Origin of the sequence: Pseudomonas soli (assembly GCF_021283165.2) — a bacterium.
Lineage (GTDB): Bacteria > Pseudomonadota > Gammaproteobacteria > Pseudomonadales > Pseudomonadaceae > Aquipseudomonas > Aquipseudomonas soli.
Genome location: NZ_CP128543.1, coordinates 5595296 through 5607575 on the forward strand (window position 1 = coordinate 5595296; position 12280 = coordinate 5607575).

The 12280-nt window shown below is 65.4% G+C and carries 13 protein-coding genes; 5 read left to right on the forward strand and 8 right to left on the reverse strand.

Going from position 1 to position 12280, the window contains the following annotated elements; all coding sequences use genetic code 11:
* Positions 1 to 40 precede the first annotated feature (40 nt).
* Both thiS and LU688_RS25750 read right to left on the reverse strand, forming a co-directional pair.
* On the reverse strand, positions 41 to 241 hold the full coding sequence (thiS, locus tag LU688_RS25745) for a sulfur carrier protein ThiS (protein WP_038707614.1): 201 nt from the start codon (positions 239 to 241) through the stop codon (positions 41 to 43).
* Positions 242 to 344: 103 nt separating this feature from the next.
* The gene (locus LU688_RS25750; RefSeq protein WP_094011016.1) at positions 345 to 716 is read right to left on the reverse strand and encodes a DUF423 domain-containing protein; all 372 of its coding nucleotides are present in this window, start codon (positions 714 to 716) and stop codon (positions 345 to 347) included.
* A 64-nt stretch (positions 717 to 780) separates the two neighbouring features.
* On the opposite strand from LU688_RS25750, the gene mtgA reads away from it, so the two are divergent.
* Positions 781 to 1491 (forward strand): monofunctional biosynthetic peptidoglycan transglycosylase, encoded by a 711-nt coding sequence (mtgA, locus tag LU688_RS25755; protein ID WP_023630665.1) that lies wholly within the window; start codon positions 781 to 783, stop codon positions 1489 to 1491.
* A gap of 92 nt (positions 1492 to 1583) precedes the next feature.
* On the opposite strand, the gene rpoH is transcribed toward mtgA, so the two are convergent.
* The 4 genes from rpoH to ftsY all read right to left on the reverse strand — a co-directional run bounded on the left by rpoH (position 1584) and on the right by ftsY (position 5778).
* Entirely contained in the window at positions 1584 to 2438 is an 855-nt protein-coding gene (gene rpoH / locus LU688_RS25760) for an RNA polymerase sigma factor RpoH (protein ID WP_023630664.1), read from the reverse strand.
* A gap of 111 nt (positions 2439 to 2549) precedes the next feature.
* Positions 2550 to 3578 (reverse strand): permease-like cell division protein FtsX, encoded by a 1029-nt coding sequence (gene ftsX / locus LU688_RS25765; RefSeq protein ID WP_038706973.1) that lies wholly within the window; start codon positions 3576 to 3578, stop codon positions 2550 to 2552.
* The gene (ftsE, locus tag LU688_RS25770; protein WP_011531723.1) at positions 3575 to 4246 is read right to left on the reverse strand and encodes a cell division ATP-binding protein FtsE; all 672 of its coding nucleotides are present in this window, start codon (positions 4244 to 4246) and stop codon (positions 3575 to 3577) included. Before ftsE ends, ftsX begins: the two co-directional genes overlap by 4 nt.
* Complete coding sequence (ftsY, locus tag LU688_RS25775) at positions 4243 to 5778, reverse strand: signal recognition particle-docking protein FtsY (protein WP_038706974.1); 1536 nt, start codon at positions 5776 to 5778, stop codon at positions 4243 to 4245. Before ftsY ends, ftsE begins: the two co-directional genes overlap by 4 nt.
* A 234-nt stretch (positions 5779 to 6012) precedes the next feature.
* On the opposite strand from ftsY, the gene LU688_RS25780 reads away from it, so the two are divergent.
* The 4 genes from LU688_RS25780 to LU688_RS25795 are packed head-to-tail and all read left to right on the forward strand — an operon-like array spanning position 6013 to position 10521.
* Positions 6013 to 7368: a M16 family metallopeptidase gene (locus tag LU688_RS25780; protein ID WP_094011015.1), complete on the forward strand. Its 1356-nt coding sequence runs from the start codon at positions 6013 to 6015 to the stop codon at positions 7366 to 7368.
* Positions 7361 to 8854, forward strand: coding sequence for a M16 family metallopeptidase (locus tag LU688_RS25785; protein WP_038706976.1), 1494 nt, complete (start codon positions 7361 to 7363; stop codon positions 8852 to 8854). The genes LU688_RS25780 and LU688_RS25785 overlap by 8 nt, the downstream gene beginning before the upstream one ends.
* A complete protein-coding gene (gene rsmD / locus LU688_RS25790) occupies positions 8854 to 9468 on the forward strand; it encodes a 16S rRNA (guanine(966)-N(2))-methyltransferase RsmD (RefSeq protein ID WP_038706977.1) in 615 nt (204 codons plus the stop codon). Before LU688_RS25785 ends, rsmD begins: the two co-directional genes overlap by 1 nt.
* Positions 9469 to 9528: 60 nt before the next feature.
* Positions 9529 to 10521, forward strand: coding sequence for a hydrolase (locus LU688_RS25795; RefSeq protein ID WP_038706978.1), 993 nt, complete (start codon positions 9529 to 9531; stop codon positions 10519 to 10521).
* Between the two features lie 90 nt (positions 10522 to 10611).
* On the opposite strand, the gene LU688_RS25800 is transcribed toward LU688_RS25795, so the two are convergent.
* Positions 10612 to 11466, reverse strand: a complete 855-nt coding sequence (locus tag LU688_RS25800) for a sulfurtransferase (RefSeq protein ID WP_094011014.1) — start codon at positions 11464 to 11466, stop codon at positions 10612 to 10614.
* 34 nt (positions 11467 to 11500) lie between these two features.
* Positions 11501 to 12166, reverse strand: coding sequence for a TetR/AcrR family transcriptional regulator (locus LU688_RS25805; protein ID WP_031315521.1), 666 nt, complete (start codon positions 12164 to 12166; stop codon positions 11501 to 11503).
* Positions 12167 to 12280: the final 114 nt, after the last annotated feature.

A 12280-nucleotide genomic window follows, 5' to 3' on the forward strand; every position in this document is an offset into this window, starting at 1 on the left:
GAAAGATTGCGGGACTTTGCTGGCGAGGTTTCAGGGGCGGTTAGCCGCCACCGATGGCGTGGACCACCTCGACCTGGTCGCCGTCCTTGAGCTGCGTGCTCTCGTGCTGGCTGCGCGGCACGATGTCCAGGTTCAGTTCCACCGCCACCCGGCGGCCGGCCAGCTCCAGCCGGCCCAGCAGCGCCGCGACGCTCTCGCCCGCGGGCAGTTCGTAAGGTTCACCGTTCAATTGAATGCGCATGCGCACGGCCACCATTGTTCTTTGGGGGCCCGCATTCTAGCCCCGATCCGCCCTGCAACCCAAGGGCGACACACGCCATTAGTCGCGATTGTGGACCGACCGGTCAGCCCAGCCGCCAGGCGGCCAGCCCCAGGCAAAGCCAGCCAGCAAGGAAGCACAGGCCACCCAGCGGAGTGATCATGCCGAGCTTGCCCAGACCGCTGAGCGTGAGGGCGTAGAGGCTACCGGAGAACAGCAGGATACCTACGGCGAACAAGCCACCGGCCCAGCCGACCAGGCGCCCGGGCAAGTGCGCCGACAGCACCGCCACGCCAAGGATCGCCAGGGCATGCACCAGTTGATAGGTGACACCGGTATGGAAGATCGCCAGGTAGTCGGCGCTGAGGCGGTTTTTCAAGCCATGGGCGGCGAAAGCGCCGAGGGCGACGCCGGTAAAGCCGAAGAACGCGGCGAGCATCAGGAAGCTGCGAAGCATGGGACGACTCCTCGGGAGGGGTCTGTATAATGGCCCGTTCCAACGGTCCGGCCAAGCCATCACCATGCTGTCATCCCTTCTTCGCCGCCTTTCCCGCGCCCTGCTCTGGTTTGCTGCTGGCAGCATCGCCGTGGTCCTGGTGTTGCGCTGGGTGCCGCCGCCCGGCACCGCGCTGATGGTCGAGCGCAAGGTGCAGTCATGGGCCAGCGGCGAGCCGATCGACCTGCAACGCGACTGGACGCCGTGGGAGGATATCTCCGACGAGCTCAAGGTGGCGGTCATCGCCGGCGAAGACCAGAAGTTCGCCAGCCACTGGGGCTTCGATATCCCCGCGATCCAGGCGGCGCTGGCCTACAACGAGCGTGGCGGCAAGGTACGCGGCGCCAGCACGCTGACCCAGCAGGTGGCCAAGAACCTGTTCCTGTGGTCCGGGCGCAGCTGGCTGCGCAAGGGGCTGGAAGCCTGGTTCACCGCCCTGATCGAGTTGTTCTGGTCGAAGGAGCGGATACTCGAGGTGTATCTGAACAGTGCCGAATGGGGCAAGGGCGTGTTCGGTGCCCAGGCGGCGGCGCGTTATCACTTCGGCGTGGATGCCAGCCGCCTGACGCGACAACAGGCCGCACAGCTCGCGGCGGTGCTGCCAAGCCCGATCAAGTGGAGTGCCAGCCGTCCCAGCGCCTATGTGGCAAGCCGTGCGGGGTGGATCCGCCGGCAGATGAGCCAGTTGGGCGGGCCGAGCTACCTGATGCAACTGGATGCTTCGCGCAGGCTTTAAGGCCCGCTTCCACGCCCCAGTCAGCTTCAACACACAAAAAAGCCGCTGCCTCTTCCGAGAGCAGCGGCTTTTCAATCCAGCCAGGGCGCCGATCAGATCGTGATCAATGCCTTGACCTTGTTCATAGCGTTCTTCTCCAGCTGGCGAATACGTTCGGCCGACACGCTGTACTTCTCTGCCAGCTCATGCAGCGTGGCTTTTTCTTCGGCCAACCAACGCTGGTAAAGGATGTCGCGGCTGCGATCATCCAGGCCCTGCAGCGCTTCATGCAGGTTGCTGGTGGAGTTGTCGCTCCAGTCAGCGTCCTCCAGTTGCACGGCCGGGTTGTAGCGGTGGTCTTCCAGGTAATGCGCAGGCGACTGGAAGGCGCTGTCGTCGTCGGCTTCCGCCGCCGGGTCGAAGGCCATGTCCTGACCGCTCAGGCGGCTTTCCATCTCACGTACTTCACGCGGCTCCACACCCAGGCTCTCGGCCACTCGATGGACTTCGTCATTGTTCAACCAGGCCAGGCGCTTCTTCTGGCTACGCAGGTTGAAGAACAGCTTGCGCTGGGCCTTGGTGGTGGCCACCTTGACGATGCGCCAGTTGCGCAGGATGAACTCGTGGATCTCGGCCTTGATCCAGTGCACGGCGAAGGACACCAGACGCACGCCCATTTCCGGGTTGAAACGCTTTACCGCCTTCATCAGGCCCACGTTGCCTTCCTGGATCAGGTCGGCCTGGGCCAGCCCGTAGCCTGCATAGCTACGCGCGATGTGTACGACGAAACGCAGGTGGGCCATCACCATTTGCCGAGCGGCCTCGAGATCCTGCTCGTAATAGAGACGCTCGGCCAGTTCACGCTCCTGCTCCGGCGTCAGCAAGGGGATGCTGTTGACCGTGTGCACATAGGCTTCCAGGTTTGCACCGGGAACCAGGGCATAGGCAGGTTGCAACGAATTGGTCATTCAAGTACCTCCGGCTTACAGACTCATGCCTTTTGGGCACTGCCAGCATAGACAAGGAACCGTTGTACAAGTTCCAGGATGAAAAATTTGTCAATACTGGCCATGAAACATTTATCGCGGTGCAAGCTCGTTCAAGTGACGAGCGACTGCGATCCATGCACCGATATACCCCAACAGCACCGCCCCGATCAAGAGTGAAACGCCATCCGAGGCCGGTACGCCACCCAGGGCGAAATCACTGCCATACAGGCCGGAAAGCCCGACCACCGCGTCGTTCAGCCAGTTCAGGCCGAACGCCAGAATGCCCCAGGCCAGCACGCCCGCACCCAGTCCATACAGGGCGCCCATGTACAGGAAAGGCCGCCGTACGTAGCTGTCGGTGCCACCGACGAGCTTGATCACTTCGATCTCGACCCGGCGGTTTTCGATATGTAGACGAATTGTGTTACCGATTACCAACAGCAGCGCGGAAATCAGCATTACCGCCAGGCCGAAGACGAACCGGTCACCCAGCTTGAGAATCGCCGCCAGGCGCTCGACCCACACCAGGTCCAGCTGCGCCGCTTCCACGCGAGGCAGCTCGGAGAGGCGTTGACGCAAGGCTTCCAGGGCTGGCTTGTCGACCTCGGTCGGGGTCACCACCACCACGCCGGGCAGTGGGTTGTCCGGCAGTTCGCGCAGCGCCTCGCCCAGGCCCGACTGTTGCTGGAACTCTTCCAGCGCCTGCTCGCGGCTGACGTACTGCGCCTCGGCGACGCCGGGCATGCCCTTGATCTCGTCACGCAGGGCCTCGCCATCGCGGCTGCTGGCATCGAGTTTGAGATACAGCGAGATCTGCGCCGCGCGCTGCCAGGAACCGCCGAGTTTCTCGACGTTCTTGAGCAACAGCGACAGACCCATGGGCATGCTCAGCGCCACCGCCATTACCAGGCAGGTGAAGAAGCTGCCGATCGGCTGCTTGCCCAAGCGGCGCAAGCTGTCGGCCAGGCTGGCACGGTGGCTTTCCAGCCAGGCGTGCAGGAGGCTGCGGAAGTCCGGGCCATCGTCATCGTGATCGCCACGCTTTTTCTTCGACGGCTGCGGGTCGGCGGCTTTCGGCGCGACGCGCTCGGAAACCTTTGGTGTACGTGTGGTGCTCATTGCCCGGCCTCCCCATCGCCGATCAAGCGGCCGCGTTGCAGCGTCAGCATGCGGTGGCGCATGCGCGCGATCAGCGCCAGGTCGTGACTGGCGATCAGTACCGTGGTGCCCAGGCGGTTGATGTCCTCGAACACGCCCATGATCTCGGCGGCCAGACGCGGGTCGAGGTTACCGGTGGGCTCGTCCGCCAGCAGCAGGGCTGGCTGATGCACGATGGCCCGGGCAATGCCGACCCGTTGTTGCTGGCCGGTGGACAGGTCGGCCGGGAACAGCTCGCCCTTGTCGCTCAGCGACACGCGCTCCAGCGCCGAATCGACGCGTTTGGCGATCTCGGCCTTGGACAGCCCGAGAATCTGCAACGGCAGCGCGATGTTGTTGAACACCGTGCGGTCGAACAGCAACTGGTGGTTCTGGAACACCACGCCGATCTGCCGGCGCAGGAACGGAATCTGCGCATTGCTGATCTGGCCCAGGTCCTGCCCGGCCAGCAGCAGCTTGCCGCTGGTCGGACGTTCCATGGCCAGCAGCAGCCGCAACAGGGTGCTCTTGCCGGCGCCGGAGTGGCCGGTGACGAACAGGAACTCGCCACGACGCGCCCGGAAGCTCAGCTCGTGCAGGCCGACATGGCCGTTGGGATAGCGCTTGGCTACCTGTTCGAATCGGATCATGAAGGTTCACGCTCGGCGAACAGCGCCTTGACGAAAGGTTCGGCTTCGAAGGTGCGCAGGTCGTCGATACCTTCGCCCACACCGATGAAGCGGATCGGGATGTTGAACTGCTTGGCCAGGGCGAAGATCACGCCGCCCTTGGCTGTACCATCCAGCTTGGTCAGAGCCAGGCCGGTCAGCTCGACGCTCTGGTTGAAGTACTTGGCCTGGCTGATGGCGTTCTGCCCGGTACCGGCGTCGAGCACCAGCAGCACCTCGTGCGGCGCCTCGACATCAAGCTTGCCCATGACCCGACGGACCTTCTTCAGCTCTTCCATCAGGTTGTCCTTGGTGTGCAGGCGGCCGGCGGTGTCGGCGATCAGCACATCGACATTACGGGCCTTGGCGGCCTGCACCGCGTCGAAGATCACCGAAGCCGAGTCGGCGCCGGTGTGCTGGGCGATCACCGGGATCTGGTTGCGCTCGCCCCACACCTGCAACTGCTCCACCGCGGCGGCGCGGAAGGTGTCGCCGGCCGCGAGCATGACTTTCTTGCCTTCGAGCTGCAGCTTCTTCGCCAGTTTGCCGATGGTGGTGGTCTTGCCGGCGCCGTTCACGCCAACCACCAGGATCACGTAGGGCTTGTTCTGCGCCTCGATCTTCAGCGGCTGCTCGACCGGGCGCAGCAGCGCGGCCAGCTCTTCCTGCAGCGACTTGTACAGCGCGTCGGCGTCGGCCAATTGCTTGCGGGCAACTTTCTGGGTCAGGTTCTGGACGATGGTCGAGGTGGCCTCGACACCGACGTCGGCGGTCAGCAGCCGGGTCTCGATCTCGTCGAGCAGGTCGTCGTCGATGACCTTCTTGCCGAGGAACAGGCTGGCCATGCCCTCGCCGATGCTGGCGCTGGTCTTCGACAGGCCCTGCTTGAGGCGGGCGAAGAAACCAGGCTTGGATGGCTCGGCGGCCGCAACGACGACAGGCTCTGGGTCGACTGGAGCCGGCACAACGACCGGCGCGGCTTCGACAACCGGTGCTGGAGCGACAATGGCAGCGTCTACCGTTTCGACGGACGGCCGGGCAGGGATGACGGGCGGCGCCTTGGGTTCCAGGTCCTCGACCAATGCCACCGGCTCTTCGGCGACAGGCAAGACCAGGTTGCTGACCGGGGCCGCAGTTACTTCGACCTCGACCGGTTGCAGCGTTGCAACCACCGGCTCTGGCGCAGTCTCCGGCTGCGGTGCAGCAACCACCGGCTCTGGCACGGGCTCCGGCTGCGGCGCTACAACCACCGGCTCTGGCACGGGCTCCGGCTGCGGCGCTACAACCACCGGCTCTGGCACAGGCTCCGGCTGCGGCGCGGCAACCACCGGCTCTGGCACAGGCGCCTGCAACGGCTCGGCAGCCGGTGCGGTCTGCTCGACGGGCGCTTGCGGTGCAGGGGCTTGCGGCTGTTCGGCGGCAGGCTGTTCCGGCTTCTTGCGGAACCAGCTGAACAGGCCTTTCTTCTCGCCAGCCGCGGCCGGCGCTTTTTTGTCGTCGTTGGAACCAAACATGGAAGACGGCTATCTCAGGGTAGCGATGGGCCAGCAGCGGCGCATCGGGAATTCTTAACTCACGCAGAACAGACTACTGTGAAGCCAGCGGGTTCATGCGCAACGTTTTGTCGTAAGGGCCTGCGGGCCAGAACGGCGACAGGCATGGTCGCCAGGCAACCGGATCAGTATCCTAGCACCTCCTGGCCCGCCGACGCTAAACCCAAGCGGGCCGCCGAACAGGTTGAACACCGTATGAATGCTCTAGCCCGCCGCGCCGCTGGCCTGTTGCTCGGCACACTGTGCCTGCCGCTGGCGGCTTTCGCCGCCGATGTGCAACCCACCCACGAATTCATCCTCGACAACGGCCTGAAAGTTGTCGTGCGCGAGGACCACCGGGCGCCAGTGGTGGTTTCGCAGATCTGGTACAAGGTCGGCTCCAGCTACGAGACGCCGGGCCAGACCGGCCTGTCCCATGCCCTGGAACACATGATGTTCAAGGGCAGCGCCAAGATCGGCCCCGGCGAGGCCTCGCGCATCCTGCGCGATCTCGGCGCCGAGGAGAACGCCTTCACCAGCGACGACTACACCGCCTACTACCAGGTGCTGGCCCGCGACCGCCTGCCGGTGGCCCTGGAGCTCGAAGCCGACCGCCTGGCCAGCCTGCGCCTGCCGGCCGACGAGTTCAGCCGCGAGATCGAGGTGATCAAGGAAGAGCGTCGCCTGCGCACCGACGACCAGCCCAATGCCAAGGCCTTCGAGCTGTTCCGCGCCATGGCCTACCCGGCCAGCGGCTACCACACGCCGACCATCGGCTGGATGGCCGACCTCGAGCGCATGAAAGTCGAGGAGCTGCGTCATTGGTACGAGTCCTGGTACGCCCCGAACAACGCCACCCTGGTGGTGGTCGGCGACGTCAAGCCGGACGAGGTCAAGGCCTTGGCGCAGAAGTACTTCGGCTCCATCCCCAAACGCGCCGTGCCGCCGAGCAAACTGCCGCTGGAACTGGCCGAGCCAGGCCAGCGCCTGCTCACCCTGCACCTGCGCACGCAACTGCCCAGCCTGATCTACGGCTTCAATGTCCCGGCCCTGGCCACCGCCAAGGACCCACGCAGCGTCAACGCCCTGCGGCTGATCTCGGCCCTGCTCGACGGCGGCTACAGCGCCCGCATGCCGGCGCGCCTGGAACGCGGCCAGGAGCTGGTTGCCGGTGCCTCGTCCAGCTACAACGCCTTCACCCGCGGCGACAGCCTGTTCATGATCTCGGCCACGCCCAACGTGCAGAAGCAAAAGACCCTGGCCGAAGTGGAGAAAGGCATCTGGCAGTTGCTCGATGAGCTCAAGACCACGCCACCCACCGCCGAAGAGCTCGAGCGCGTCCGCGCCCAGGTGATCGCCGGCCTGGTCTACGACCGCGACTCGATCAGCAGCCAGGCCACCACCATCGGGCAACTGGAAACGGTCGGCCTGTCCTGGAAGCTGATAGACAGCGAGCTCGACGACCTCAAGCGCGTGACCCCGGAGGACATCCAGGCCGCCGCCCGCACCTATTTCACCCGCGAACGCCTGAGCGTTGCCCATGTACTGCCCGAGGAGTCCGCTCATGAGTGATCGCAGCGCACCGCGCTACACCCTGTTCGGCCTGGCGATCATCGTGCTGGTGGTGGCCATCGCCGCGCTGCTGGCGCGCCCTGCCCAGTCCGACAGCCAAGGCAAGGCGGACACTGCGGCCCGCCCGGCCAACACCCTGCAATCGCTGGCCGAACTGGACGGCAAGGCCCCCAGCCGGCGCCAGCTGAACATCCAGCACTGGACCACCGCCGAAGGCGCCCGCGTACTGTTCGTCGAGGCCCGCGAGCTGCCGATGTTCGACCTGCGCGTGACCTTCGCCGCCGGCAGCAGCCAGGACGGCGGTACCCCGGGCCTGGCCACCCTGACCAACGCCATGCTCAACGAGGGCGTGGCCGGCAAGGACGTCACCGCCATCGCCGAAGGCTTCGAAGGCCTGGGTGCCGACTTCGGCAATGGCTCCTACCGCGACATGGCCGTGGCCTCGCTGCGCAGCCTCAGCGCCTCGGACAAGCGCGAACCGGCGCTGAAGCTGTTCACCGAGGTGGTGGGCCAGCCGACCTTCCCCGAGGACGCCCTCAAGCGCATCAAGAACCAATTGCTGGCAGGTTTCGAGTACGAGAAGCAGAACCCCGGCAAGATCGCCGGCAAGACGTTGTTCGCCAACCTCTATGGCCAGCACCCCTATGCCAGCCCCAGCGACGGTACCGCCGAGTCCATCCCGGGCATCACCCTGGCGCAGCTGCGCACTTTCCACGGCAAGGCCTACGCGGCCGGCAACGCGGTGATCGCCCTGGTCGGCGACCTCAGCCGCGGCGAAGCCGAGGCCATCGCCGCGCAGGTCTCCGCCGGCCTGCCCAAGGGCGCGGCACTGGCCAAGCCGGAGCAACCTGTCGAGCCCAAGCCGGGGACCACGCATATCGACTTCCCGTCCAAGCAGACCCACCTGATGCTGGCCGAGCTGGGTATCGACCGCAACGATGCGGACTGGCCGGCGCTGTCGCTGGGTAACCAGATCCTCGGCGGCGGTGCCTTCGGCACCCGCCTGATGAGCGAAGTGCGTGAAAAGCGCGGCCTGACCTACGGCGTGTACTCGGTATTCAGCCCGATGCAGGTGCGCGGCCCGTTCATGATCAACCTGCAGACCCGCGCCGAACTCAGCGAGGGCACGCTCAAGCTGGTCCAGGATATCCTGGCCGACTACCTGAAGAACGGCCCCACCCAGCAGGAACTGGACGATGCCAAGCGCGAGCTGGCCGGCAGCTTCCCGCTGTCCAATGCCAGCAACGCCAGTATTGTCGGGCAGCTGGGCGCGATCGGCTTCTACAACCTGCCGCTGAGCTGGCTGGAGGACTTCATGCAGCAGTCCCAGGCGCTGAGCGTCGAGCAGGTCAAGGCCGCCATGAACAAGCATCTTGCGGCGGACAAGCTGGTGATCGTCACCGTCGGCCCGAAGGTGGCGCAGCAACCGCTGCCGGCCCCTACTGACAAACCCGCCGAGCAGCCGCTCGGCGTACCGGAGCACTAATGGCAAGACCCAACACTCCCGCGCGCCCGGCCCCGGGCGCCAGCAAGGGCCCCGGCCAGTTGCGCATCATCGCCGGCGAATGGCGCAGCCGTCGCCTGGCCGTGCCGGAAGGCGAAGGCCTGCGCCCGACCCCTGATCGCGTGCGCGAAACCCTGTTCAACTGGCTGGCGCCCTACATCGAGGGCGCCCTGGTGCTCGATGCCTTCACCGGCAGCGGCGCCCTGGTGCTCGAAGCGCTGTCCCGTGGCGCGAAGGATGCCGTGGCGCTGGACAGCAACCCTGCGGCCACCAGCAACCTCAAGGACAACCTCGAAGTGTTGCGCTGCCCGCGCGGGCAGATCCTGCAGACCGACGCCCTGCGCTACCTGCAAGGCCCGGCCAAGCAGCAATTCGATGTGGTGTTCCTCGACCCACCGTTCCACCAGGACCTGCTGGCCAATACCTGCAACCTGCTGGAACAGGGCCAGTGGCTGCGCGAGCAGGCGTGGATCTACACCGAAAGCGAAGCCGTGCCCTCTTCGCTGCCGATGCCGGGCAACTGGCGCCTGCACCGCGAGAAGAAGACCGGCCAGGTGCATTACGCCCTGTGGCAGCGTGCGGCTGGCGACCAATAGCACAGGCGCGGCGGCGGTGTTTCATGGCACTCTAAGCGGGCACATCACGAGTCGCCCAGCATGATCAGCCTCACCGCCACCTTCCGCCCGGCCGCCGGCCTGTCCAACCCCCACTTGCAGACGTTGTGGGGGCCACTATGGCGCAAACTCCCCGCACTTGAGCGCACCCGCGAGCGCTTGTGGCTGGCCGACGGCGACTTCCTCGACCTCGACTGGCACGGCCCGCATCAGGCCGATGTGCCCTTGGTGCTGGTACTCCACGGCCTGACCGGTTCATCCCATTCGCCGTATGTCAAAGGCCTGCAACTGGCCTTGCAGACACGCGGCTGGGCCAGTGTCGCGCTGAACTGGCGCGGCTGCTCAGGCGAACCCAACCTGTTGGCGCGCAGCTACCATTCAGGGGCCAGCGAAGACCTGGCCGAAACCATCCGTCACCTGCGGGCGCAGCGGCCGCTGGCGCCGCTGTATGCCGTGGGCTACTCGCTGGGCGGCAATGTGCTGCTCAAGTACCTGGGGGAAAGCGGCGCGGCCAGCCAACTGGAGGCAGCGGTAGCGGTGTCGGTGCCGTTTCGCCTGGACCAGTGCGCCGACCGTATCGGCCTGGGTTTCTCGAAGGTCTACCAGGCGCACTTCATGCGCGAGATGCTGGCCTACGTGCAGGACAAGCAACGGCACTTCCGCGACAAGGGCCACCATGAAGGGCTGGCCACCCTCGAAGGCCTGGGCTCGCTGCGCAACCTGCGCACGTTCTGGGACTTCGATGGCAAGGTGACCGCGCCCCTCAATGGCTTCAGCGATGCCCATGACTACTACCGGCGCGCCTCCAGCCGCTATTACCTGGGCGAGAACCGCACGCCGACGCTAATCATCCACGCCAACGATGATCCCTTCGTGTTTGGCCATAGCCTGCCCGATGCCAGTGAGCTGGCGGCGCAGACGCAGTTCGAACTGCACAGCCGGGGTGGCCATGTGGGTTTTGTCGAGGGCAGCCTGCGCAATCCGGGGTATTACCTGGAACGAAGGATTCCGCAGTGGCTGATGGAAGGCCGATAGCCCCCCTCCAAGCAAGAGGTGTAAGAGGGGGTTGTGGGAGCGGGCTTGCCCCGCGATAGCACTCCCGGGCCATCGCTCCCACGTTACGAATTACTCGCCAGTGGCTATGCCACGCTGTGGATCATTGATCCACTCACTCCACGACCCGGCATACAGCCGCCCCAGCGGATAACCCGCCAGCGCCAGGGCAAACAGGTTGTGGCACGCCGTCACGCCAGAGCCGCAATAAGCCACCAGATGCTCCGGCGACCGGGCCCCCAGTTTTTCGGCAAACCGCTGTTTCAGCTTGTCGGCCGGCAGGAACCGCCCGTCCTCGCCAAGGTTGTCGGTGAAAGCCGCGCACTGGGCGCCAGGGATATGCCCGGCCACCGGGTCGATCGGCTCGACCTCGCCACGGAAACGCGGCAGGCCGCGAGCGTCGATCAAGGTCATAGCAGGGTCGCCCAGGCGCTTGGACAGGTGGGCGGCATCGATCAGCAGCTTCATGTCCGGCTCCCCGCTGAAGTTGCCCTCGCGGCGTACCGGCGGGTCCAGGCTCAACGGCAGGTGCGCCGCGTGCCAGGCCTTGAGGCCGCCATCGAGAATGAACACCGCGTCGCGCTTGCCAAGCCAGGCCAGCAGCCACCAGGCCCTGGCGGCAAAGGCGCCGGGGCCGTCGTCGTAGAGCACCACCTGGCTGTCGTTGTCCACGCCCCACTCGCGCAGGCGCTCCACCAGCCGCTGCGGGTCGGGCAGCGGGTGGCGGCCTGTGCTGCCCTTGAGCACCGGCCCGCTCAGGTCGCGCTCGAGATCGGCGAAGTGCGCCCCGGCAATATGTCCCTCGGCATAACTGCGTTGACCGTAGTCGACATCTTCCAGGGCAAAGCGGCAGTCGAGGATCACCAGGCCGGGCGCATCCAGGCGTTCGGCCAGCTGTTGAGGGGTGATCAATTGCGCGAGGGGCATGACAATCTCCTGATGAATGGCTCGAAACCCCGGATCACTGCTCCAGGGCCTGGTTGAACGGGACATGAAACTCAGCGCACAGCGCCTGCACCGCGGCACGCGCGGCCGGGGTGACATACCCCAGCTCCAGCACCACCACCTGATAGACGCCGCGCTTGAACGCTTCTTCACCCAGGTGCGCGGAATGCTCGCGGGTGGTGCTGAGAAAACGTACCCAGGAAGTCAGCACGATCCAGGCATTGATGGTCAGCGACTCCAGCTGCGCGGCGTCCATGTTCAGGATGCCGGCCTCGACAAAGCCGCGGTAGATGGCCTGACCCTGCTGCAGGCAGCGCTGCGAGAAACGCCGGTAGCGGGCCGCCAGCTCCGGATCGCTGTCAAGCAGATGCTCGAGGTCGCGATGCAGGAAACGGTAGTTCCACATCGCCGCCAGCAGCGCCTTGAGGTAGAAGCGCTTGTCTTCGACGGTGGCGCTGCGGCCTTGGGGCGGACGCAGGAAACTGTCGACCAGCTCTTCATACTGATTGAACAGCACGGCGATGATCGCCTGCTTGTTGGGGAAGTGGTAGTACAGGTTGCCGGGCGAGATTTCCATGTGCGCGGCAATGTGATTGGTGCTGACGCAACGCTCGCCCTGCTGGTTGAACAGCTCCAGGCTGCTCTGCACGATGCGCTCTCGGGTCTTCATGCGCGGGGCCATGCTCAGCTCCAGTCTCCAGCGTGTAATGATCGGGCCCATCTTACGGCCTCCAGCCCGTCGGGTGCATCGGCGGCCAAGTGAAAAATGGTGCACCATGGTACCAATTAGAGTATA